Genomic DNA, 22,171 nt, shown 5'->3' on the forward strand with positions numbered 1-22,171 from the left:
CAGCCCACCACGTCAACGACCTAGCCAGCCGTTTAACGAAGAGTGCCGGCGCGAAAGATTCAGGCAGCGTCTTCTGCGATGAACCGTTCCAAGCGGAAGGCGCGGATGGCGTTCTCCGCGAGGAACTTCACCCGAACCTCGTCGGTCAGATTGAGGTCGTCAACCTGGCGCAGCGGACGTTCCATGTCCAGCAGCGGCCAGTCGCTCGCGTAAATGCAGCGGTCTTGCCCGTATCGAGACAGAAACTTCGTGAACCCGGGTTCGAAATGCTTCGGCAACCGAGCGGACGTGTCAATGAAGACGTTCTCGTGTTTCCAGGCGACGTGGATCATCTCCTCGGTCCACGGCGTTCCGACGTGTCCACACACGATCGTGAGATCGGGGAAATCCAGTGCGACTTCATCGATGTAGAGCGGCTGACCGGAGCGGGAGGGATAGTACGGACCAGTGCCGCCGACTTGCGTCTGGACCGCGAGACCGAGTTCCTCGCACTTCGCGTAGAGCGGATAGAACCACCGGTGCGTCGGATCTGCCCAGTGATAGAACGGCTCAAGCTTCATCGCGCAGATCGGATAGTCCCGGGCGAGGGCCTCCAGCTCGCGCACGGCCTTCATGATGCCGTCCGTCGGGTCTACCGAGACAACCCCGATGAGGCGGTCGGGCCATCGGTCAAGGCTGTCCAGGACGATCGAGTTCGGCATGACCGGGCCGCCGGAGATCAGCGCGAGGTCGACGTCCGAGGCATCCAGTTCATCGATCATCTCTTCGAGCGGAATGCCCTGCATGGCGCGCGACTCTCCGTACCGTTTGAAGACATTCGCCGTGCGCCATGGCAGCCCATCGACGATTTCCTTGGTCCACGGTTGGATCCACGCGTCCACGACCTTGGGTCGCCGCGGAATGGGTCGTCCGGTGCTCATAGTTCAGGTACCAGCTTGCGCACAGCTATGAGCCCATCGAACGCACGGACGACGCTTGGATCACGCGGTCCTCGATCCGCGACAGTACGACCTTCTGCGTCGAGCGGATGTGCCGCCGTGAGAAGTCTTCGGCGGCCGGGCCATCGCCCGCCTCGATAAGGTCGAGAAGCTTGTAGTGAGCGTCAATCGTGGCGACTCGGCGATCGTGATCGGGGTACTGCCCTTCTGCGGTGAGGTGTTGTGCCCATGCCTCCTCCTGGGCGTCCCAGAGTGCGACGAGGCCACCGACGATCATCTTTGTCGGCTCGTTGCCGCACAGGTCGACAACCGCCGAGTGGAAGCTCCTCGCCGAGCGGGTGAACGGCACACCTTCGCTGATGTCGCCTTCTTCCTTGGTCGTGTCGAGGATTGCCCGAAGCTTGGGCACGATCTCCTTGGCCCGCTTGGGGTTCTCCGCACACAGGCGGGCGCACACAGGCTCCAGCGTCGCAACCGCGGTCGCCAGTTCGTGCACTCGCGTGCCGGTCGACTGCAGGGCTAATCCGAGCGTGTATCCGAATCGAGCCTCACCAGGCTGCTGGACCATCGCACCGCCGACGTTTCCGCGACGCACCACTACCAGACCCTCGGTCTCGAGGATGCGCAAGGCTTCCCGCAGGGACGGGTGGCTGATGCCGTACTCCTCACGCAACTGATCCTGTTTGGGCAGGGCTCCGTCCGGGAAATCTCCGCGCAGGATGCGCCGCCGTATCTCGCCAGCCACTGTTTCCGCGACTCGCACCTGCTGAATGCCGGTTCCGCGAGTAGGAACTCGATCGCTCAGGGTCATGACATTGCTCCTTCGCAACGAGGGCGGGGCGGGCATACGTGCATAATCTGTTCCATCTCTGCCATTATCGTCACTATTGCCCGGAAAGCGGTGTATAGGCGCGCAAAAGGTGATTTCCCAATCGGCCGGAAGTAGTGCCGCGTCGCTCGCACCGGCGCGGCCGCGTTGTCATGCGGACGCCGCGACCGGCTGGAATGCCGGCAGCACTTCGTTCGCGAACCGCCGGAGTTGGTGCTCGATCCTCGCATTGTCGCCGGTTGACCAGTGGTGGTTCACCACGAGCGCGTCGATCTCGACCTGCCCCTGGAGTTCGCGGATCTGCTCGATCACCTGGTCCGCCGTCCCAATGATCGCGCATCCCTGGGCGGCCTCTTCCAGGCTCGGGGTACGCCCGGCGAGGATCGCATGGTCGACCGCGGACGCGGCCAAGCCAGGTCCGAGCGCGAGCTTTCCCCGGCGGTTCTCGAGGAAACCAGGAAGCCAGGTTTCTTGGAGTTCTGCGCGGCTATCAGCGATGCACACGCTGCGCTGCAACCACAGACGCGCCGTGCGGCCGTTGGCCTTGGCCGTCTCGGAGTACAGATCGATCGCCGGCCGATACTCGTCGACGGTCTGCACCAGGCCACCGAGAATGCCATCGGCAAGACGGCCGGCGCGTCGTACGCCGACGTTCGCTTTCGTTCCGACGATGACGAGCGGGTGAGGCTGCTGCACCGGGCGCGGCTCGACTGTCACGTCGTCGAAGTGGAAGTGCTTGCCGTGGTAACTCGCAGACTCGTTGCTCCACACCGCATCGAGCACCTCGAGCGCCTCGGTCAAGAGTGACCCGCGATCCTCAGGGTTGCGGCCGGTTGCGGCTAGTTCCGGCGCCCGGTATCCCGCCCCGATCCCGACGAAGGCACGGCCATCGGACACCTGGTCCAGCGTGGCGATCTGTTCCGCGATGTCGAGGGGGTGATAGGCGGGGAGGACCAGCACGCCCGGGCCGAGCATGATCCGCTCGGTGCGTGCGGCGACCGCAGCCAGCAGCGTGAAGACCGCCGAGGGGTTGCCCCTCACGAAACGGTGATGCCCCACCATCCCGATGTCGAAGCCGAGGTCGTCCAGCAGGGTCGCCCGGGTCATGACGGCTTGCGTGACGTTGTCCGGACCGGGGATCTGCAGCAGTTCACTCGCGAATTTCATGGGCCGCTCTCTGTTTCGATGGGGGCTATTGAGTCCCGCGCCATAGGAAGGCAGAATACAACTAGTATTCTAATGATAGCGAGGATAGCTGTGGCAATGATCGAAGTTCGAGGCGAAATCGACGCGCCCCCTTCCGCAGTCTGGGCGCTCCTGGGCGATTTCGGTGGTGTGGCGAGCTGGAATCCGTTCGTTGAGAGCGCCGAGGTCGAGGGCGATGGCATCGGCATGACGCGCGTCATCACTGCACACGGCGGCGCTCGCATCGAAGAGAGCCTCGAGGGCAGAGACGCCGACGCGCGGCGTCTCCGGTACTCCGTGCGCACTGAGGCGGGCGCTCGATCCACGGCGGACATACGTCTTGACGATGATGGTGCCGGCCGAACGATCGTCACCTGGCAGTCCATCCGTGAAGGTGAGATAAGTCCGGAGCAGGAGGACGCCATCACTGCGACGCTGCGCTCACGAATCGACGCGCTCGCGCAGGCCGTCTCGGTGTCATGACCCGACTCGGGTCGAACAATCGTGGGCCTCTCCCACGAACAAACAGAAAGGACGATGCAATGACGCACCGATCAACAACGGAGAGCGAAAAGTGACCTTCGTAGGGCTGGCCGTTCCACAGCTGGGCAACCTCGTGGATGTGGGCCTCATCCGCGATTACAGCATTCGTAGTCAGGGGCTGGGGTTCGACTCTCTCTGGGTCCAGGAGCATTTCCTCTTCGCGACCGATTCACTCTCGGCCTACCCGCAGCGTTCTGGGGGAACGCAGCGCTCCGTGTATGAGTCGGTGTATTCGCCACTGGAGACGCTCGCGGCCATAGCAGCATGGGCACCCGGCATCGGCATTGGAACCAGCATCCTGGTCGCCGGCTATCACCACCCGGCGCCACTCGCAAACCGGCTCGCGACGCTCGCGCAGCTGGCCGAAGGGCGTCTCATCGCCGGGTTCGGAGTGGGTTGGTCACGCGAGGAGCACATCGCAGCGGGCGTGGACCCATCCACTCGGGGGAAGCGTCTCGACGACTTCATCCCTGCACTGCGTGCCTGTTGGGACGAGGACCCGATTCGCCACCAGTCCTCGACGTTCGAAATACCCTCGGGGATCATGCGCCCGAAGCCGCCGCAGCCTATCCAGTTGATGTCCGGCATGTGGTCGGAGGCGGGGCTGCGCCGCACGGCACGGGACTTCGACCTGTGGAATCCGGGAGGTCCCGCGATGTCGCTCGACGATGCCGAGGCGACGCTTGAGCGGATCAACTCCTGGCGCGCCGACGGTCGCCCGCCGGTTCGCATGGTGTATCGGATCGCGACCGAATCGACCGCTGGCGTCAAGCTCGGCGTCGATGGCGTCGGCGACGTGATCGCTGACGCACGACGTCGGGGCATCGAAGGAGTCATCGTCGACACGAACTTCGACACGTCGATCACGGATGCCGCCGGGTGGCTCGCCCAGTTGGAGGAGCTGGCCGGGACGCTGGCGTGACGACCGGAAGGGCCCTCACCTGGCTGGGTTCTGCGGGCCTGCGGATCGACCTTGACGATGGTCGGCGAATCTACGTCGACCCGTGGCTGGACAGCCCGGCCTTCCCTGAGGGCGAGCGCGACCCTGAACGCATCGATGCAATCCTGGTCACGCATGCGCACATCGATCACGCAGCCAGCGCTCCCCTGCTCTCGGCACGCTACGGTGCGCCGGTGTACGCGCAAACGGAAGTGAGTTCATGGCTCACGTCCCAGGGCGCTTTTCCGGGCCTGCCCCTCGGGATGAACAAGGGCGGCACGGTCGAGGTTTGCGGGGTGGAGGTGACGATGGTGCACGCCGAGCACACTTCATCCGCGGACGGGCACTCGATCGGAACCGCGTGCGGCTTCGTGCTCGAGTGGGGCGATGGCGACTGCGTGTACATCGCGGGAGACACGGATGTCTTCTCCGATATGCGCCTGATCGCGGAGATCTACCGCCCCAGGCTGGCAGTGCTTCCGGTCGGCGGGTTGATGACGATGGGGCCGCGTCAGGCCGCTGCCGCCTTCGAGCTTCTGGGCCGGCCGGATGTGCTCCCATACCACTGGGGGTCCGCGATGCTTCAGGGTACGCCTGATCTCCTGCGCGAGCTCGTACCGACGGGGTGCGCGGATCGGATCTTGTCGGTGGCGCCCGGTGATCGAGTGGCGTTGCCTGGCCTCATCCGCCCTGGGGTCGGATGACGTCAGCGTAGGTATCGGTCCCCATGACGCTCGGAATGAAGGGGGCAAGGAGCGTCAGCGTGCCACCGCCGGCGGCAACGTCATCGCCGACTCGGGCGAATGTGTCCGCCCACTGCGTCATCGGGTCGCGGTCCAGGAACCAGAGGGCGGTGAGCCGGCCTCCGTTGCCTGCCACTCGCGCCAGCCCGGCGAGCACGTCGGGTCTCAGCCGAGGATCGGGCGGGTTGGTGCGGAACACCATCGCAGAAGTCACATGCCCGCCCGGGACAACGGAGGCGGGAAGGTAGTCGTCGACCAGCCAGCGCTCGAGCGCGGGACGCTCCTCGGCGCTGTCGGCGTCCACCAGACCGACCACGAGGCCGGGGGCAGGGTTCATGAGGCTGAAGACATCTCGTGGCACCTTGTCATCGCGATACACGGTGCCCACGTGATCGGTGAACGACGTGTACACATGGTCTCGGTCGGCGAAGATTCGTCCCTCTGTACCGAGGCGCGCATTCATCCCGGCGAGCCAGTCGGTCGTCTCCTGCAGTCGGCCCGGTGCGATCCAGTAGGTGGTGAGATACGAGCCGTCCGCGACGTCATCCACCACCGGTGTGACCGCGGGGTAGCGCAGTTCGGCGAGTTCTCGCGTCGCCGTCCATCGACGGCCTGCGAAAATCCACGGGCAGTACAGTCCTCCCGCCCAAAAGTGGTCGTCCTCGTACCAGCGGTTGTAGTCCCGCTCGCGTCCGCGGCGTGGCGAGACGAGGGTGATGAGCGCATGACCTACACCGACGTCGATCGGGCCAGTCAGCGGAGTAGGGCGTGTGTCGTTCATGTGCGATCCTCGGTGCTCCGGGTCGCGCGGGCGATAACGTCTGCCGCGGCCTCGCGGCAGACGGAGGCGTAGGCGACTCGGCCGATCCGCCGAACTCGTTCATGGTCCGGAGCCTCTACCATGATGACGAGTTCCTCGGCAGGCGCGTTCTTGCGGACCGCCCGAACGACGTCTGGGACACCGCAGACGCCTTCGCCCGGGGGCAAGCGGCGCGCAATGCTCTCATGACGCAACAGCGCAGTTCGTTCCTCGACGGTGGCTGCTGCCGGGATGAGCTCCTCCTCGGGCGGCCCATCGCACACCTGCAGCCAGATGGGGATGCTCCGCGCAAGCTCCGAGAGCAGCGCGACATCCTCCCCGGCGCGGCCGAAGTGCAGGGTGTCGAGCGTGATCCCGCCGCCTCCCGCGTCTGAGATGAGGTCTGCGACGACGCCAATCGAACTCACGCCAAAGTACGACACCGGCTCCAGGTGGGGCGTGATTTCGAAGTCTCGTCCTTGAGCGACGAAGTCTCGGAACAGCCGGCGTGCACTGGCCATGTCGGCACCGCGGGAGAACGAGCTCAGGCGAGTAATGCCGCACGCGGCCAGGGTCGAGAAGCTCTTAGTCCACGCCGCGTTGTCCCCCTCGAGATCGATGATGTCGGCGCCGTACAGCGCGATCCCGCGTTCCCGAGCGTGCGCGCGCACCTGGCGGGCTTCACCAGGGGTGAGCGTCGGACTGTTCGTCGCCGGATCGATCAGCCGCACGCCGACATGTGTGTAGCCGGTCTGGGCGGCGAGATCAATGAGCGCAAGCGGGCCCAGTTCGGGAAAGGTGAACCCTTCGAGTCCCACCTGGATCACGGCTGTCATGACAGAGGCTCCGAACGCTGGATTGGCCGCATCGCTGGTCGCGGGCGACGCTTACGGACGACGGTGGCGAAGTGGCAGGTCCCGCTGCTGAAGAAACGCGAGAACGGCGTCGGCACTCCCCTGGTACCACTCCCGGTAGGTCTCCTCGGTGAATCCGCCGCTGTGTGGGCTGAGGATGACGTTGTCCAGCGCGGTGAAGGGATGGCTGGCCGGGAGCGGTTCAACGCCGAACACGTCGAGCGCAGCACCGGCTATCCGTCGATCCCGCAGGGCCTCGACCAGGGCCGCTTCGTCGACGAGGGGACCGCGGGACGTGTTCACGAGGACCGCCGTCGGCTTCATAAGCGCCAGCCGGCGCGCATCGATAATGTGCCGACTGGACTCAGACAGCACCAGGTGCATCGTGACGACATCGCTGCGCTCGAGCAGTTCGTCGAGTTCGACGGGTTCTGCGCCGCCTTCGACGGCGTCCATCTTCGAGAGGTGCGGGCTGTATGCCAGCACCTTCATGCCGAACGCGTGGGCGAAACGAGCGATGTAGCGGCCGGTTCCGCCGAGACCGACGATCCCGATGGTGCGTCCATAGAGCGCCGGGAAGACGCCCGTTTGCCACCTGCCCTCTCGGATCGCACGGTCCTCAAGCAGGATGCCGCGCGTCGCGGCGATGATCAGCCCCCAGGTCAGCTCGGCCGTCGCGACGCGGGCATGCGCGCCGTCCGCGGTGGCAGCGATCTCGATACCGCGCTGTCCCGCGGCGGCGAAGTCGATCACCCGGTTGGACTGGGACGTGGCCACGAAGAGCCGCAGCCGCGGCAGTCGATCCATCAATGACGCGGTCAGTGGCAGCCGTTCACGCATCCCGCTGATCACGTCGTAGTCGGCGAGCGCCTCAACGACCGCATCGTCGTCGGTGAACGCATCCGACAGGAAGTCCACGTCGGCCAGTGCCTTCACCGCGGACCAGTCCGCAGACGTCTCAGCGATGTCGAGGTAATCGTGGATGACTGCGACCTTGAGCGGCCGCCGCCCGTCGTCGGTTCGCGCCAAGGGGTGTCTAGCTGTCACGGGACCTCCGTCGTCCTCCGCACTCTTCTGTGAATGCCATCCTTAATATACTTGAAGCACTAGCGCAGACATCGAGAGATGGGCAAATCATGGTGACAACGGTTGTGGTCGGAAACCCGAAGCGGAACTCACGGACACGCGCGGCCGCGGAACGAGTGGCCGAGGCGCTGTCCGGTCGACATGCGGATCATGTGATCGAGGTCATCGATCTCGGCCCTGCGCTGCTCGAATGGGGTGACGCCGGTATCGCGGCGGCGGTCGACACGGTCGCCGGCTCTGACCTCGTCGTGATCGCCAGCCCGACCTACAAGGCGACGTACACCGGGCTGCTCAAGACATTCCTGGACAAGTTCGCGGGCGCGACTGGCATGCACGGCGTGGTCGCCGCCCCTGTGATGGTCGGGGGCGCATGGGACCACGCGCTCGCCGCAGAGCTGACTCTGAAGCCTGTGCTGGCGGAGTTGGGAGCGACGACCGCGCTACCCGGCCTGTTCCTTCTTGAATCGGAATTCGAGTCTGACGGCCGCATCGATGATTACGGACGTCGCTGGGCTCCGGTCGTGGAGCGACTGACGAGAGCCGCACCGTGAACTCTCCGCTAGCTCTAAGGGGCTCCCCACCCGTAATGGTGGAGAGCCACATCGGCTGAGGACGAGCGATGCACCCTCGCTACAGGGCGGCGGCACCAGCCTCGGCGACGGTCTGGTCCTGCTCGCCGGAGCCGCCGCTCACTCCGAGTCCTCCGACGACGACGCCGTCGCGCAACAGGGGAACTCCTCCGGCGAAGATCGCGACCTTGCCGCCGTTGGTGGTGTGGATGCCGAAGAACTGCTGGGTGGGCTGCGAGTTGTCGCCCAGATCTTTGGTCTGGATGTCGAAGGCGCGCGAGGTCCACGCCTTGCTGATGGAGATGTCGACGCTCCCGATCCAGGCGTTGTCCTGCCTCACATGGGCGATGAGGTTTCCTCCGCCGTCAACGACGGCGATGTTCATCGGTTGTCCGATCTCATCGGCCCGCTTCTCAGCGGCGGCGATGATGGTGCGGGCATCCGCAAGGGTTAATCCGGTCATGGTGGCGCTCCTTCGGTTGTCGTGCGTGGTGAGTCGAGCGGTGTCAGGCGGCGAGGTAGCCGTTGGGGTTGAGCACGTACTTCGTGGCGGCGCCCGCATCGAACTCGGCATAGCCCTGAGGCGCCTCGTCCAGCGTGATCGCCTTGGCGTTGACCGCGTCGGCGATGTGCACCTTGTCGTGCAGGATCGCCATCATGAGCCGACGGTTGTAGCGCATGACCGGGCACTGTCCGGTGGTAAACGACAGCGACTTCGCCCACCCTGTGCCCAGGCTGATCGAGAGCGACCCGACCTTCGCGGCATCATCCACAGCGCCCGGGTCCCCGGTGACATACAGACCCGGGATGCCGATGGCGCCGCCCGCGGCGGTCGCGCCCATGAGCGAGTTGAGCACGGTCGCCGGCGCTTCCTTGGCGTGGGCGCCGTGTCCTTCGCTGCGCGCCTCGAAGCCGACGGCGTCAACCGCGGCATCCACTTCGGGTACGCCCAGGATCTGCTCAAGCTGGTCGGGCACCGAACCTTCCCCGACGTTCACGGTCTCGCAGCCGAAGCTGCGCGCCTGCGCGAGCCGGTCCGCGTTCAGATCGCCGACGATCACGACGGCGGCACCGAGCAGCTGCGCACTGGCGGCCGCGGCGAGACCGACGGGGCCGGCGCCGGCGATGTAGACGGTCGAGCCCACTCCCACGCCGGCGGTGACCGCCCCGTGGAAGCCGGTCGGGAAAATGTCGGACAGCATCGCGAGGTCGAGGATCTTCTCGAGCGCCTGGTCGCGGTCCGGGAATTTGAGGAGGTTCCAGTCCGCGTACGGCACGAGAACGTGCTCGGCCTGCCCGCCGACCCACCCTCCCATGTCGACGTAGCCGTATGCGCTGCCAGGTCGGTCGGGGTTGACGTTCAGACAGATCCCGGTCTTGCCCTCCTTGCAGTTGCGACAGCGGCCGCAGGCGATGTTGAAGGGCACCGAGACAATGTCGCCGACCTTGATGAACTCGACATCCGGACCCACCTCAACGACCTCGCCGGTGATCTCGTGGCCGAGCACCAAGCCCGCGGGCGCCGTCGTCCTGCCGCGCACCATGTGCTGGTCGGATCCGCAGATGTTGGTCGCGACGGTGCGCAGGATCACGCCGTGCCGGATCTTTCGGCCGATGTTGGCGGGGTTGACGCCACGGCCGTCATGCAACTCGAAATCGGGGTAGTCCGTGTCGATCACTTTCACGACACCGGGTCCCTCGTAGGCGACCGCTCTGTTTCCAGACATCTTTGTCCCTTCGTTTGCGCGAGCGACCCTCGTGATAGCAAGATCGCTCGACTTCGTGATGGTTGTGCGTTTTGTCATCTGCTCCGCAAGAGGTGAAGGCGCTCAACAGGCTCGTCCGCGATCGCGGCGTCTTGGAAGTGTGCGCCGGGTGGCACGTCTTCAAGTCAGAGATACGCGTCGATCCGAGCAAGGCCAAGGGGACCGACAAGAAGTGGGGTTGGGCAGCGAACGTGGCCGTGCGCGTCAGCTCTACCCGGCGAGAAGGCGAAGTTCCCGTTGCGATCATGGCCCTCACTTTCAGCGGGCCCAACGAGAGTGTTTCCGGCGAGGCCCTCAACCTCATGGAATCAGTCGCCGATCGTTGGCACAAGCCCGGGGACGCTGCATCCGACAACCGGTAGTCCGCGCAGTACACGCCCAGAGCATCTTCACAACAGAACAAGGGAACTTGGGTTCACCCGCTCGCACGATTCCGCTCGGACCGTTCGGGCATCAACGGGCCCCCGCACGGCGAGCCAGATCGAGAGCGGCTTCGACGGCCCGCGATGCCAGAGTGAACGCCGTGGGCAGAACATCCGATAACGACTATCCCATCAAGCAGAAGACCCCCTCGCACCCCCGTCAATACGGGGAAGTAGGGGGTCTGACTCTGGCTGGCATGGCGGGTTGTTCTGAAAACTCGGAAACCCTTGCGGTTACTGGGCACTTTTCACCCCGATTCCAACACATCCTCCGTCAGTGTGCAGAAAATCCTCCGCTTGCGACGAGCGGTATATCGGTCGCAGCATTGAACACATCAGTGCGCCTCCCCAGGCTGCGTCATCCGGCGGCCTGGCAAGGGCGAGGTGGACTCGACGAAGCGCGTCAACTGCGCGGTGAAGACGTCGTTGTCGTCGCCCGCGATCATATGACCTGCGGAGGTCACCTCGACGGTCTCGGCATGCGGGATGAGTTCCTGCATCTCCCGAAGTCCTTCTTCACTGACGATGTCGGAGTGCGCACCGCGAACCAGCAAGGTCGGCACGCGGATGCTCTGGGCTGCGCGTTGGGCGCGCTCCTGTCGGATCTCTCGTTCCGGTTCGCTCCCCACGCGAAGGAACTGAGGGTCCCAGTGCCAGCGCCACCGGCCGTCCTCGCGTTGGACGAGATTCTTGCGCAGCCCGTCGAGCGTTTTCGGACGCGGGCGGTGAGGGTTGTACGCGGCGATCGCGTCCGCGGCCTCTGCGAGGGTGGCGAATCCATCGGGAGCGGCCGACATGAAACTTTGGATCCGCTCCACGCCCACAGGTTCGAGACGGGCGACGATGTCGACGAGCACGAGGCCTCGAGCGAGCGGTCCCCGCTCCCCCTCCGCGATGAGCGATGTCATGCCGCCCATCGAGGCTCCGACGAGCACCGGCGGCTCTCCGATGAGGTCGATTACCGCGAGCGCGTCGTCGACTTGGACCGACAAGGAGTAGTCGCCGTCAGTTGCCCATCCGCTATCGCCGTGCCCGCGGGCATCGAACGCCCAAGCCGACCAGCCGGAACGCGCCAGTCGTTCCCCTGTACGGTGCCAGGAGTGCCGACGCTGGCCTCCGCCGTGCAGCAGCAGGACGCTCCCCCGCGGCTCGCCGCGCGCCGCCCAGTGGTCTCCGACCAGCTCGATCCCGCCCGAATGTGCAAGCACAAGCTCGGGCCCTACGCTCACCTCCGTCATAGGCATCAGCGCCCCGTGACCTTGCCGGTGAGCTTCGCGATCGGGGCGAGCACCAAGGGCCTGGCGGCGATCCAGCCGCCGACGATGATCAGCAGCGAGACGAAGAAGATCCAGAACCCGGCCCAGTTGACCACGTCGGTGCCGCCGAACATGTGGTTCAGGTTCCGCAGCGCTCCGGTGGCGAACACCAGGGCGACGTGAATGATGATGAACGCCACGAAGTACAGCATCACCGGGAAGTGGATCGCCCGCGCCCACTCGACCGGGTAGATCCGGTTCAGTGTCTTGGCGTTCTTCGGCCACATTCCCGACATCCGCACCCCGGTGATCGCCGCCAGCGGGGCTGCGACGAAGACGGTGAGGAAGTACATGATCTGCTGCAGGCTGTTGTAGTTCACCCAGCCGTTCTCGGTCGGCCAGTTCAACGACAGGTACTGCAGCATTGCCGAGAGGGCGTTCGGGAACACCTCCCAGCTGGTCGGCACGATTCGCATCCAGTGCCCGGTCACGAACAGCAACACGACGAAGGCCACGCCGTTGAGCAGCCAGAGGATGTCCAGCGACTGGTGGAACCACAGCGCCAAGCTGATCTTGCCCTGGCCGTTCTTTGACCATCGCGGTGTCCAGAACGCGCCCGGCCGTTTCTCGGTGCGCACCTGCAGCCCGGAACGGATGATCAGCACCATCAGGAACACGTTGAAGAAGTGCTGCCACTGCACCCAGGCCGGGAACCCGGAACTCGCCCCCTCCGGCAGGTGGTACTCGCCGGGATAGGTCGTGAGGAAGTCCTGCATGAACGGCAGACTCCGGAACCAGGCCGCGGAGACCACCACGACCATCGCCGCGAACATCAGCGCGAAACCGCCGAGGACCGCGAAACCCAGCAACTGCCCGCGGGTGTAGGCGCCGAACCGTCCGGGCTCCCGTGCCGGCACAGGTGCTGCCGGACGGGGGCGGGTCTGCGCTGAGGGACGCGCCGGCGTGGTCGGGCGGGGCGTGGTCGGGCGTGCCAGCGGGGCGCGCACCGGCCGTTCCGCAGCGGCGACGGGAGCGAGGGCGGATGCCGCGGGCGCGGGTGCGATCTCCTCCAGCGCCTCCGGTGTCTCCGGTGCGGTCGGTGCCACTGCCTCGGATTGTGCGGCGACCTGTGCGGGTGCGAATCCCGCGGGCGGCCACGGCTCGCCGCCCTTCGCGCGCGGCAGTCCGCGACGGAGGGGACGATCGGATGCCCCGGCAGCCGCAATCGCGGCGGTCGGCCGTACAGGCACGGCCGGAGCCTGCGCGGCCGTGATCGGCTGCGCGTCCGGAGTCGACGTGGGGGCAGCCTCCTGCGCCGCAGTGGCGGCGGAGACGACGGCGGGCACGGTTACCTCGCCGGCCGGCGGCCACGGCTCACCGCCCGGAACCCGGGGCAGCCCGCGACGGATTGGCCGCGTGCCCACGACCGGAGCGGCCGTCGCAACCGGCTCCGCTGCGATCGGCGCCGCCGCGGCCGGCTCCGTCTCGCTGTGGGTCAGCGTTTCTGCAGCCAGCGCCGATGCGGCCGGCTCAACCGGTGCGTCGCCGGCGGGCGGCCAGGGGTCACCGCCGGGCCACCGCGGGAGACCTCGGCGTATCGACCGCACGTGTGTTGCCATTGCCCGCTACGCCTTCTTCGCGTCGAGGGCAGCGATCAGCTGCGGCACGACAGTGAACAGGTCGCCGACGACACCGAAGTCCGCGATCTCGAAGATCGGGGCATCGGCATCCTTGTTGATCGCGACGATCGTCTTCGAGGTCTGCATCCCGGCCCGGTGCTGGATCGCCCCGGAAATTCCCAGCGCGACATACAGCTGCGGCGCCACCGAGACGCCGGTCTGCCCGACCTGATGCGACTGCGGGATGTAACCCGCATCGACCGCCGCACGGGACGCACCGATGGCCGCGCCCAGGGTGTCCGCGAGCTGCTCGACAAGCACGAACTTCTCCTCGGAGCCCAAGCCCCGCCCACCAGACACGACTTTCGCCGCTCCCCGCAACTCCGGACGGCTGGAGGCCTCGACCACCGCGTCGAACGACACGATGGATGCCGCGGGCTTGCCCGATGCGGTCACCGACAGTGTCTCGACGGTGGGGGTGCGCGCCTCGGCGCGGGCGTCGATCGAGCCCTGTCGCACCGTGATTACCGGGGCACCCCAGGTGACCGCGGAGTCGACGTTGTAGGCGCCGCCGTAGACGGAGTGGTGGGCGACGATGCCCTCCGCGTCTCGGGAGACACCGATCGCGTCGACTGCCAGGCCGGATCGGGTGCGGGCGGCGAACCGGCCCGCGACATCCCGCCCGGCGATCGAGTTCGAGATCAGCACCGCGTCAGGGCGCACTGCATCCACCGCGGCGACGAGCGCATCAACCACCGGCACGGTCAGGCTTGTCGGGTCAGCGGTCTCGGCGACGACCACGTTCGCGGCGCCGAGAGCGCCCGCGGCCTCCGCCGCCGCACTACCGGCACCGGGCGCGGTCACCACCAGCGCCACCGGTGTGCCGACCAGGGCGGCCGCGGCGACCAGGCCCGCCGCGCTGCCCGCGAGCCCGCCAGACGGGGTGAGCTCGACCAGGACAAGAATGGACTCTGCTGCGTAATCGGTCATGATTTCGCTCCTCACACCAATCGGTTCTGCAGGAGGAACTCGGCGAGCTTCTCGCCCGCATCGCCCTCGTCGACAATCTTCACGCCCGCATCACGGGCCGGCTTCTCCGCGATCGCGATCACGATCGACCGCGCCGACTCCGGGTCATCCGGATCCACGTCCAGGTCGGCCAACGAAAGCGTCTCGAACGGCTTCTTCTTGGCCGCCATGATCCCCTTGAAGTTCGGGAACCGCGCATCCGGCAGCGCCTCCGTGATCGACACCAGCGCGGGCAGCGGCGCGCTCACCTGCATCGTGCCATCATCCGTCGCGCGAACCCCGGTCACCGCGTCCGCGGCGATCTCGATCGAGGTCAGCGACGTTGCCTGTGGCACACCGAGCAGCTCCGCGACCATCGCCGGCAGCACCCCGCCGGTGCCATCCGTGGACAGGTTCCCCGCGATCACGAGGTCGAACCCGGTGCGCTGGATCGCCGCGGCGAGCACCTGCGCGGTCAGCCCCAGGTCTGCCCCGCCGAGCGCCTCGTCGGCAACCTGCACCGCCGACGTCGCGCCCATCGCCAGGCCCTTACGCACCGTCGCCGAGGCGCTCTCCGGCGCCATCGACAGCACCACCACTTCGGTGTCGGCGTTCTTATCGGCGAAGCTCAGCGCGACCTCGAGCGAGCGCTCAGCAATCTCGTCCAGCACCACCTCGCCCGCGCCACGATCCGCGAGACCCGTCGCCAAGTCGAGCTTACGATCCCCATATGTGTCGGGGACCTCTTTAACCAGCACGATGATCTTCATTGACATCCCCTTACGCCGCCGTGTTTCCAAGGGCGACTGTCTGTTGCTGCGCTTTCAGCAGCGCGTTCTCTTCCCGCTCCTCGAACGACAGATACCGGCACCCAAACGGCGACCGGGTGGCGGCTACAGAACGCGAAGGATCACAGCACACCCTTGGCCGCCGCCTCCACAGATGCCTGGTGACATCGATTCCATGGCCGGTACCGTGGCGAACTGGCCGTTGAATCTCACGAACGGTGTCCTGGAGTAGCCGGCGATGATCGCGGTCATGCGCTCTTCCCCATCTGCTGCTGAAGCTCAGCGCTAACGGTGAATGGGGCTCCGGTGATCGCACGCAGTCCCTCGATTGATTCGCCAGGGGCAATGTCGGCCAGGGTGAGCCCGGCTGCCCCCACGGTGAAGACCGCCCGGTCGCTGATGATCCGGTCAACGACTCGCACCCCGGTAAGGGGCAAATCGCACTCGGTGACGATCTTCGGGCTTCCGTCTTTCGCTATGTGCTCGGTGATCACGATGACATACGGTGTGCCCGCGACGAGGTCCATCGCGCCGCCCATGCCTTTGACCATCTTGCCCGGAATCATCCAGTTGGCTAGGTCGCCGAACTGCGAAACCTGCAGGGCGCCGAGGACCGCTGTCTGTACATGACCGCCACGGATCATGCCGAAGGATGTCGCGGAATCGAACACACTCCCACCGGGAAGAACCGTGACCGTCTGCTTGCCCGCATTGATCAGATCTGCGTCTTCCTCACCGTCGAAGGGGAATGGGCCCATGCCCAGTAGTCCGTTCTCGCTCTGCAGGGTTACTCCCACTCCGTCCGGAAGATGATTCGCGACGAGGGTGGGGATGCCGATCCCCAGGTTGACGTACTGGCCGTCCTCCAGCTCCCGGGCCGCGATCGCGGCCATCTCATCACGAGTCCACATGCTCACGCCTCCTCACGGACGCGCACGGTCCGCTGCTCAATGTCTTTCGTGCGGTTCGACACTTCGATCACCCGGTTCACAAACACACCCGGGGTCACAATCTCCTCGGGATCGAGGTATCCCTCGACGATCTCTTCCGCTTCGGCAATCGTGAATCGGCCGGCCGCAGCGACGAGCGGGTTGAAGTTGCGCGCTGTGAGGCGGTAACGCAAGTTGCCCTCGACATCGGCACGATATGCCTTCACCAGCGAAATGTCGGCGACGATCCCCCGCTCGAGGATCGCTCGCTGCCCATCGAAGGTCGCCTCAGGCTTGCCTTCCGCGACGGCGGTACCGACCCCGGTCACCGTGTAGAACGCGGGGATGCCCGCCCCTCCAGCCCGGAGTCGCTCGGCCAGCGTTCCCTGCGGCACGAACTCCACTTCGAGGGTACCCGCTAGGTATTGTTCGGCGAACAATCGGTTCTCCCCGACATAAGACGAGAGCACCTTACGAACCTGTCCGGTCTCCAGCAGCAGGCCCAGGCCCTTACCGTCAACGCCCATGTTGTTCGATACCAGCACGAGCTCGTTTGCACCGCTATCGCGAAGCGCCTCGATCAAGTTGGTCGGGATGCCGCTCAGGCCGAACCCGCCGACAGCGATCGTCATCCCATCACGGATGCTCTCAGTCAACGCCTCGGCGGCGCTACCCCAGACCTTTGAGACCACCGGCTACCTCTTTCGTCCACGATGTGGTCGCTCCGCCACCGAAGCCGACGTAGCCAGCCCGGCAGCTAGCCCGGCATAATTCCGGTCAAGGTTGGCCCGGACGGCCGCTGAAATCTCTTGCGATCCTTCGAGGCGCCTGAGCGTCTGCTCCGCCATCCGGAGGTGTACAGCGTCCACCATGACGCCATCCACAGCACCGACACCAGCCGCCGCGACATCTATTACCCGCCGGGCATGTTCGACCTCCTCGCCTGAAGGGCGTTGCGCCTCGTGCACGACACCGACCTGTCCAGGATGGATGCAGATCTTGCCGATGTACCCGAGCGCCCGCCCTTGCGCGGTTTCGGCCGCAAGACCCTCGTGGTCGGCCAGCTGCAAATATGCTTGGTCGAGCGCAGGCACGCCAGCAAGACGAGCATGTAAGGCAACCAGCGTTCGGGCAACGGCCACCTCGTCCCCTTCCTTCGTCCGAATGCCACCGAGGTCGCTGATGTAGTCCTCGGCACCAAAGTACACGGCGTCGAGCAGTTCACTCGCCAGCAGCGAGCGAGAATCCGCTACCCCCAGCGCCGTTTCGATTCCGCCCAGCACATACGCGCGCGGGGCTCCCGGTCGATCCAGCCTGTCGCGCACATACAGAAGCGGAGCAATCGCCTCGGCCTTTGGGACCACGACGCCGGGCACGATGATCGGGATATACGGACCCAACGCCTCGAGGTCGTCTACATGCCACGGTGTGCCGGGTGCATTCACTCGGATGACGACGATCGACACCACGTCGGCGAGAACACCGTCACCCAAAGCCGCCGCGAGGTCACGCCGTGCGGATGCCTTGTCCTCGGGATGCACGGCATCTTCGAGGTCGACGACGACGAGGTCGGGGCGCCAACGGTCTACCTTTGCCAGCAGGTCGAGCTTGGTCGCGGGGACGAAGAGCAGCGAACGGGGCGCCCTCCAGCGTTCATCGGACATAGTTACCTCCATGTGAACCGCGGCGCCGGGCCCGGCTGGACGACACCGTCCAGTTCGACGTACGTGGCCCGTTCGCGCAGGACGGGATCGGTCTGTGCTTCCGGCAGCGACAGCACGGGTGTCACGCACGCGTCTCGATCTGCGAAGGCTACGCGCCAGGTGTCGAAACTCTCCTCGTGGAAGCGACGCGTGAATATTTCGCGAAGCAGCGGCCATGTCGCCCGATCCCAGCGATCCGGCAGCTCGTCCTGGCCCAATCCGAGCCCCTCCAGGAACGCGTCATAGAACTTTTGCTCGATGGCGCCCACAGCGACGAATCGCCCATCTGACGTCTCATACACGTCATAGAACGGCGCACCGGTGTCAAGCAGATTCGTTCCGGGAGTCGGCGACCAGGAACCGTCAGCGAGCCGGCCAGAGACGCTGCCCAGGAGAGCGGCGACTCCGTCGGTCATCGCGGCGTCCACCACCCTCCCTCGCCCGGACGTGCGAGCATCCACGTGAGCAGCAAGCATGCCGACGACCAGCATGAGGCCCCCGCCAGCGAAGTCGGCAACGAGGTTGAGCGGCGGCACCGGTCGCTCGCCCTCGCGGCGGAAGAGGTCGAGTGCCCCGACTGCCGCCAGGTAGTTGATGTCATGGCCGCCGCTGGAGGACGCCGGGCCGCGCTGCCCATGGCCTGTCACTCGACCGTACACAAGGGATGGCCGCAGGCTCAGGCAGGTTTCGGGGCCCAGGCCAAGCCTCTCCATGACTCCCGGCCGGAACCCTTCGACCAGCAAATCGGCTTCGCGAATGAGTTCGAGAGCCGCAGCCTTGCCCTCATCGGACTTGAGATCAAGTGCTCGCACTTCCCGCCCGCGATGGTACACCTGCGCGCCGGCGCCAAGCCCCATGTTGCCCCGTGGTGGACCGGTCACCCGAATTCCGACCGCTCCGAGGTCGGCGAGCATCATCGCCGCGAAAGGTGTCGGGCCGAGGCCGTCGAACTCCACGAAACGAACGCCCTCAAGGGGTTGGTGCGCAGGCGATGTCATGATGTCACCACAGCGCGAGCCATCTCCTGGAGATCCTGACGCTTCACCTTCGGCCCGTTGGGTCCGTCTACGCTGGGGAAGCTTTCGACGACGATGACGGCAACTGGCGCTTTGAAGGCTGCCAGGCCCGCACGGCACGCCGCCAGCACGCGCTCCTCGAGGCCGTCTTCAGCATCGTGGTTGCTGCGTACGATGAACGCCACGGGCACGTCTCCGTGAGGCGGGGAGAGGACCCCCACCACCTGGGCGGCAGCGACACCGGGCACCGAGGTCAAGAACTCCTCGATCTCCCCCGGGTCCACCAGAAAGCCACGAATCCGGAGTGAATCCCTCAGCCGTCCGAGAAAGACGACGCGTCCTTCCGCTGTGATCTGCGCGAGATCCCCTGTATGGAACCAGCCCTCGTCGTCGAAGGCATCAGCGGTGGCCGCGGGGTTACCCACGTACTCTTTCGCGACGACAGTGCCACGCAGGAGCAACTCTCCACTGGCCCCCTCGGCACACACACTTCCTGTGTCGGGGTCGACCACGCGGGCCTCTGTCATGCGGTCTACGAGCGGTCCGCCTGCACTCGCACGATGCGCAGGGGGAGCGCCCGGCGGGTCAACCGCGATGAACGGCAGCGCCTCCGACGACCCGTAGGCTCCGCTGACCTCGAGGTGCACCAAGCCCGGGCGAGGGCTCACCAGGTCCGCGGTGTCCTTGCCACTGAAATTACCGAACGTGGCGCTGCGCCAAGCAGCGGCGCGGGCGGGATTCAACTCGGGGGAATCCAGGATGGAACGCACCATGTCATCACCGCCGTGGAAGTGGGTCACCCGGTGATCGCCGACCGCACGGGCGATCACGTCGCCGTTGAACGTGGGAGCCAGGAGAAGGCCGGCTCCCGCTACGAGGGTCGCGAGCGAGATGCTCAGTCCCCAGGCACCACAGATGGGCAAGGCACACAGGACGACATCACCGGGATGGATATCGAGCCTCTCTCCTGCAGCGCCCAAGCGAGTCATCAAGGAGCGCTGCCCGTGTGCGACGGTCTTCGGAGAAGACGTCGTTCCGGAGGAGAAGAGTAGGTTCAGCGGCCGATCGGGGTCGAGAGGAGCGGGCACCCGAGGCTGTCGTTGCGCGCCTAGCTCTTCAAAGAGGATCACGCCAGGGCGCCCCGTCGGATGCCCCAGCGGTACCTCAATAACCCTTACCTGATCGCGGTCCGCCTGGTCCGCAAGCGCGGCATCGAGGATGCCCGCCAGATCCAGGCCGAGAAATCCGGTTGCCACCACGGCTGCGCGAACCGGATTGACCGACAGGATGCGCGCGACCTCCGATGAGCGGTACTTGGTGTTGATCGGCGCGACAATCAGCCCCGCGCGCGCAGCCGCCAGCTCTGTGACCAGCCATTGCGATACATTCGGGAGGAATACAGCGATCGTATCTCCGACGCGCAACCCAAGCTCGGCAAACCCCGCAGCGACGCGCTCTGACTCTTCCAGCAGCTGCCGGTAGGTTAAGACGTGGCTGGCGCCTCCGGCAGCATCCAGCGTTGACACCGCAGTAGTACCCGCGCCGACCCGCTCCGCCGTCGCGGCGATTGCCTCTACCAGGCCGCGGACCATCAGTAGCCTGTCCCGCGTTCCAACCGCAGCTTCCCGACGCGCTCGAGCACCTCGTCACTCCCCACACCGCGGCGAGCGGCAGCTGTCGCCCATTCGGCGACCGCGTCCGAAATATCCCACTTCTGTGCTGAAGACGTCGATCGAGCATGGGTGGTCGCCAACATTGCGGCAACGAGTTCTGTTGCTGCTTCATCGGAGACAGCAGCGACGCTCAACTGGTGCAACTCCTCGTTTGAGGAGTCGCCTGCCCTTGCGAGCGCCTCAGCGGCCACGAGGCGTACTGCGACCTGCGCGATCCGATCCACTACGACGTCTTCCCCCAGCGCGCCATCGGCCGTGGCGAGCCAGCGAAGCCACAGCTCATACGTCTGCCGCGTCCAGTCCAGCACCTCGTCGCCGCTCGGCGACGCCGCTTCTTCACTCGAGAGGGCCTTCGAGACGCGTGCCCGCTCAAGCCGCCCAATGATGCGGCGCTGAATCTCCGAGGTTCCTTCATAGATGGTCGTTCCGCGGACGTTGCGATCAAGCGCCTCGATCTCCTGCCCCGCCAACACTCCACGACCGCCGTGGATCTGCTGGGAGTCGTAGATGGCAGCGGTGGCCATTTCTGTCCCATAGAGCTTCGCCGCCGAAGCGAGCAGCTGCGACAATTTGCCCTGGTCGGCGAGAGTCGCCGCAGCGCGCACGAGCGCTTGACCGGCAGTCATCCGCGCGGCACTGCGCCCGATCAGCACTCGAATGACCGGGTGATCCAGCAGCGGCGCACCGAAGCTGCGGCGGTCGCGTCCAAAGTCCAGAGCAAGGTCGATAGCCCGGAGTCCCATGCCGACAGCATAGGCACCAACGGAAGGCCGGTAGGTCTCGAGGGTACCCAGAGCGGCACGGAGCCCCTCTCCCACCTCCCCGATGCGCTGGGAGTCGGGCAAGCGGCAGCCGTCGAGGTCTACGTAGCCCATAGCGTGTGGCGCTGCCAGCTCGAGGCCTCCCCGTGGCGTGAAGCCAGGGGTTCCCTTCTCGATAACGAAGGCAGTGATTCCTGATCCGCGCTCCAGCCCGTCGGTTCGCGCGAACACGACATAAACGTCTGCGTCGGGCGCACCTGAAACGAACATCTTCTGGCCGTCAAGCACCCATTCGTCACCATCCCTGCGAGCGGAAGTACGCATGCCGAGAACATCAGACGAGCAGTGCGCCTCCGAGAGCGCGAAGGAGAACAACTTGCGACCAGCAACAAGGTCGTCCAGATACCGTGACTTCACGTCTTCGGAACCCATCGCGACAATCGCGCCGGTTCCGAGTCCCTGTAGCGCAAACGTGAGGTCGAGGAGCGGCGAGTAATAGCCGAACATCTCTCGCACGACGCAGAGCGTGCTGGAATACCCAGGAGCGGCACCCCCGTCCACCCCCAGCTGCAGGGCGAAGAGCCCCTGCTCCGCCATCTGCTCGACCAGCGGACGACAGGTCCGCTCGTGGTCCACCCAGGCGTTGGCTGTTTCCAGCAGCCCGCCGTCGACCGCCTCTTGCACCCGTTCGCGCACCATTAGTTCATCCATGTGACACCTCCATAAAACATACTACTCCGTAGG

At 65.8% G+C, this 22,171-nt stretch carries 23 protein-coding genes; 5 read left to right on the forward strand and 18 right to left on the reverse strand.

Annotated elements, in window-relative coordinates:
* Positions 1-59: 59 nt before the first annotated feature.
* The 3 genes from HCT51_RS15955 to HCT51_RS15965 all read right to left on the reverse strand — a co-directional run bounded on the left by HCT51_RS15955 (position 60) and on the right by HCT51_RS15965 (position 2,934).
* Positions 60-920: an amidohydrolase family protein gene (locus HCT51_RS15955; protein ID WP_166875142.1), complete on the reverse strand. Its 861-nt coding sequence runs from the start codon at positions 918-920 to the stop codon at positions 60-62.
* Between the two features lie 25 nt (positions 921-945).
* Positions 946-1,749 (reverse strand): FadR/GntR family transcriptional regulator, encoded by an 804-nt coding sequence (locus tag HCT51_RS15960; RefSeq protein WP_166875140.1) that lies wholly within the window; start codon positions 1,747-1,749, stop codon positions 946-948.
* A 168-nt stretch (positions 1,750-1,917) separates the two neighbouring features.
* The gene (locus HCT51_RS15965) at positions 1,918-2,934 is read right to left on the reverse strand and encodes an LLM class flavin-dependent oxidoreductase (RefSeq protein ID WP_166875137.1); all 1,017 of its coding nucleotides are present in this window, start codon (positions 2,932-2,934) and stop codon (positions 1,918-1,920) included.
* Between the two features lie 96 nt (positions 2,935-3,030).
* Here HCT51_RS15965 and HCT51_RS15970 point away from each other — a divergent pair, with 96 nt between their 5' ends.
* From HCT51_RS15970 to HCT51_RS15980, 3 genes are all read left to right on the forward strand, one after another.
* Positions 3,031-3,435, forward strand: a complete 405-nt coding sequence (locus HCT51_RS15970) for an SRPBCC family protein (RefSeq protein ID WP_166875134.1) — start codon at positions 3,031-3,033, stop codon at positions 3,433-3,435.
* Between the two features lie 91 nt (positions 3,436-3,526).
* Positions 3,527-4,417: a TIGR03619 family F420-dependent LLM class oxidoreductase gene (locus HCT51_RS15975; protein WP_166875131.1), complete on the forward strand. Its 891-nt coding sequence runs from the start codon at positions 3,527-3,529 to the stop codon at positions 4,415-4,417.
* Entirely contained in the window at positions 4,414-5,139 is a 726-nt protein-coding gene (locus HCT51_RS15980; protein WP_166875128.1) for a metal-dependent hydrolase, read from the forward strand. The genes HCT51_RS15975 and HCT51_RS15980 overlap by 4 nt, the downstream gene beginning before the upstream one ends.
* On the opposite strand, the gene HCT51_RS15985 is transcribed toward HCT51_RS15980, so the two are convergent.
* The 3 genes from HCT51_RS15985 to HCT51_RS15995 are packed head-to-tail and all read right to left on the reverse strand — an operon-like array spanning position 5,117 to position 7,878.
* Positions 5,117-5,959 carry a hypothetical protein gene (locus tag HCT51_RS15985; protein ID WP_166875125.1) on the reverse strand — a complete coding sequence of 281 codons (843 nt, stop codon included), beginning with the start codon at positions 5,957-5,959 and terminating at the stop codon, positions 5,117-5,119. The two genes, HCT51_RS15980 and HCT51_RS15985, sit on opposite strands and share 23 nt — an antisense overlap.
* A complete protein-coding gene (locus tag HCT51_RS15990; RefSeq protein WP_166875122.1) occupies positions 5,956-6,813 on the reverse strand; it encodes a sugar phosphate isomerase/epimerase family protein in 858 nt (285 codons plus the stop codon). The genes HCT51_RS15985 and HCT51_RS15990 overlap by 4 nt, the downstream gene beginning before the upstream one ends.
* 51 nt (positions 6,814-6,864) lie before the next feature.
* Positions 6,865-7,878, reverse strand: coding sequence for a D-2-hydroxyacid dehydrogenase family protein (locus HCT51_RS15995; protein ID WP_166875119.1), 1,014 nt, complete (start codon positions 7,876-7,878; stop codon positions 6,865-6,867).
* A gap of 89 nt (positions 7,879-7,967) precedes the next feature.
* Here HCT51_RS15995 and HCT51_RS16000 point away from each other — a divergent pair, with 89 nt between their 5' ends.
* A complete protein-coding gene (locus HCT51_RS16000) occupies positions 7,968-8,468 on the forward strand; it encodes an NADPH-dependent FMN reductase (RefSeq protein ID WP_166875116.1) in 501 nt (166 codons plus the stop codon).
* 79 nt (positions 8,469-8,547) lie between these two features.
* On the opposite strand, the gene HCT51_RS16005 is transcribed toward HCT51_RS16000, so the two are convergent.
* Together HCT51_RS16005 and fdhA are read right to left on the reverse strand one after the other, a co-directional pair.
* Complete coding sequence (locus HCT51_RS16005; RefSeq protein ID WP_166875113.1) at positions 8,548-8,949, reverse strand: GlcG/HbpS family heme-binding protein; 402 nt, start codon at positions 8,947-8,949, stop codon at positions 8,548-8,550.
* Between the two features lie 43 nt (positions 8,950-8,992).
* The gene (fdhA, locus tag HCT51_RS16010; protein ID WP_166875110.1) at positions 8,993-10,213 is read right to left on the reverse strand and encodes a formaldehyde dehydrogenase, glutathione-independent; all 1,221 of its coding nucleotides are present in this window, start codon (positions 10,211-10,213) and stop codon (positions 8,993-8,995) included.
* A gap of 92 nt (positions 10,214-10,305) precedes the next feature.
* On the opposite strand from fdhA, the gene HCT51_RS16015 reads away from it, so the two are divergent.
* A complete protein-coding gene (locus tag HCT51_RS16015; RefSeq protein WP_166875107.1) occupies positions 10,306-10,614 on the forward strand; it encodes a hypothetical protein in 309 nt (102 codons plus the stop codon).
* 395 nt (positions 10,615-11,009) lie between these two features.
* Here HCT51_RS16015 and HCT51_RS16020 read toward each other — a convergent pair whose 3' ends face one another.
* From HCT51_RS16020 to HCT51_RS16065, 10 genes are all read right to left on the reverse strand, one after another.
* A complete protein-coding gene (locus tag HCT51_RS16020; protein WP_224760537.1) occupies positions 11,010-11,882 on the reverse strand; it encodes an alpha/beta fold hydrolase in 873 nt (290 codons plus the stop codon).
* A gap of 35 nt (positions 11,883-11,917) precedes the next feature.
* Positions 11,918-13,549 (reverse strand): cytochrome b/b6 domain-containing protein, encoded by a 1,632-nt coding sequence (locus HCT51_RS16025; protein ID WP_166875104.1) that lies wholly within the window; start codon positions 13,547-13,549, stop codon positions 11,918-11,920.
* Positions 13,550-13,555: 6 nt separating this feature from the next.
* Positions 13,556-14,539, reverse strand: a complete 984-nt coding sequence (locus HCT51_RS16030) for an electron transfer flavoprotein subunit alpha/FixB family protein (RefSeq protein WP_166875101.1) — start codon at positions 14,537-14,539, stop codon at positions 13,556-13,558.
* Between the two features lie 11 nt (positions 14,540-14,550).
* Complete coding sequence (locus HCT51_RS16035; RefSeq protein WP_166875098.1) at positions 14,551-15,327, reverse strand: electron transfer flavoprotein subunit beta/FixA family protein; 777 nt, start codon at positions 15,325-15,327, stop codon at positions 14,551-14,553.
* Between the two features lie 266 nt (positions 15,328-15,593).
* Positions 15,594-16,256 carry a 3-oxoacid CoA-transferase subunit B gene (locus tag HCT51_RS16040; RefSeq protein ID WP_166875092.1) on the reverse strand — a complete coding sequence of 221 codons (663 nt, stop codon included), beginning with the start codon at positions 16,254-16,256 and terminating at the stop codon, positions 15,594-15,596.
* Positions 16,257-16,258: 2 nt separating this feature from the next.
* Positions 16,259-16,966, reverse strand: coding sequence for a CoA transferase subunit A (locus HCT51_RS16045; protein ID WP_166875088.1), 708 nt, complete (start codon positions 16,964-16,966; stop codon positions 16,259-16,261).
* A gap of 3 nt (positions 16,967-16,969) precedes the next feature.
* The gene (locus HCT51_RS16050) at positions 16,970-17,938 is read right to left on the reverse strand and encodes an HpcH/HpaI aldolase/citrate lyase family protein (RefSeq protein WP_166875086.1); all 969 of its coding nucleotides are present in this window, start codon (positions 17,936-17,938) and stop codon (positions 16,970-16,972) included.
* Positions 17,939-17,940: 2 nt separating this feature from the next.
* A complete protein-coding gene (locus tag HCT51_RS16055; RefSeq protein WP_166875082.1) occupies positions 17,941-18,975 on the reverse strand; it encodes a CaiB/BaiF CoA transferase family protein in 1,035 nt (344 codons plus the stop codon).
* Positions 18,972-20,585, reverse strand: a complete 1,614-nt coding sequence (locus tag HCT51_RS16060; protein WP_166875079.1) for an AMP-binding protein — start codon at positions 20,583-20,585, stop codon at positions 18,972-18,974. The genes HCT51_RS16055 and HCT51_RS16060 overlap by 4 nt, the downstream gene beginning before the upstream one ends.
* Positions 20,585-22,138, reverse strand: a complete 1,554-nt coding sequence (locus HCT51_RS16065; protein WP_166875076.1) for an acyl-CoA dehydrogenase family protein — start codon at positions 22,136-22,138, stop codon at positions 20,585-20,587. The genes HCT51_RS16060 and HCT51_RS16065 overlap by 1 nt, the downstream gene beginning before the upstream one ends.
* Positions 22,139-22,171 lie beyond the last annotated feature (33 nt).

This window comes from Salinibacterium sp. ZJ450 (assembly GCF_011751885.2).
Lineage (GTDB): Bacteria > Actinomycetota > Actinomycetes > Actinomycetales > Microbacteriaceae > Ruicaihuangia.

Coding starts and splice junctions, on each gene's coding strand:
- HCT51_RS15955 (WP_166875142.1), bottom strand. CDS start 920: ATGAGCACCGGACGACCCATTCCGCGGCGACCCAAGGTCGTGGACGCG.
- HCT51_RS15960 (WP_166875140.1), bottom strand. CDS start 1,749: ATGACCCTGAGCGATCGAGTTCCTACTCGCGGAACCGGCATTCAGCAG.
- HCT51_RS15965 (WP_166875137.1), bottom strand. CDS start 2,934: ATGAAATTCGCGAGTGAACTGCTGCAGATCCCCGGTCCGGACAACGTC.
- HCT51_RS15970 (WP_166875134.1), top strand. CDS start 3,031: ATGATCGAAGTTCGAGGCGAAATCGACGCGCCCCCTTCCGCAGTCTGG.
- HCT51_RS15985 (WP_166875125.1), bottom strand. CDS start 5,959: ATGAACGACACACGCCCTACTCCGCTGACTGGCCCGATCGACGTCGGT.
- HCT51_RS15990 (WP_166875122.1), bottom strand. CDS start 6,813: ATGACAGCCGTGATCCAGGTGGGACTCGAAGGGTTCACCTTTCCCGAA.
- HCT51_RS16000 (WP_166875116.1), top strand. CDS start 7,968: ATGGTGACAACGGTTGTGGTCGGAAACCCGAAGCGGAACTCACGGACA.
- HCT51_RS16005 (WP_166875113.1), bottom strand. CDS start 8,949: ATGACCGGATTAACCCTTGCGGATGCCCGCACCATCATCGCCGCCGCT.
- fdhA (WP_166875110.1), bottom strand. CDS start 10,213: ATGTCTGGAAACAGAGCGGTCGCCTACGAGGGACCCGGTGTCGTGAAA.
- HCT51_RS16025 (WP_166875104.1), bottom strand. CDS start 13,549: ATGGCAACACACGTGCGGTCGATACGCCGAGGTCTCCCGCGGTGGCCC.
- HCT51_RS16030 (WP_166875101.1), bottom strand. CDS start 14,539: ATGACCGATTACGCAGCAGAGTCCATTCTTGTCCTGGTCGAGCTCACC.
- HCT51_RS16035 (WP_166875098.1), bottom strand. CDS start 15,327: ATGAAGATCATCGTGCTGGTTAAAGAGGTCCCCGACACATATGGGGAT.
- HCT51_RS16040 (WP_166875092.1), bottom strand. CDS start 16,256: ATGTGGACTCGTGATGAGATGGCCGCGATCGCGGCCCGGGAGCTGGAG.
- HCT51_RS16050 (WP_166875086.1), bottom strand. CDS start 17,938: ATGTCCGATGAACGCTGGAGGGCGCCCCGTTCGCTGCTCTTCGTCCCC.
- HCT51_RS16055 (WP_166875082.1), bottom strand. CDS start 18,975: ATGACATCGCCTGCGCACCAACCCCTTGAGGGCGTTCGTTTCGTGGAG.
- HCT51_RS16060 (WP_166875079.1), bottom strand. CDS start 20,585: ATGGTCCGCGGCCTGGTAGAGGCAATCGCCGCGACGGCGGAGCGGGTC.
- HCT51_RS16065 (WP_166875076.1), bottom strand. CDS start 22,138: ATGGATGAACTAATGGTGCGCGAACGGGTGCAAGAGGCGGTCGACGGC.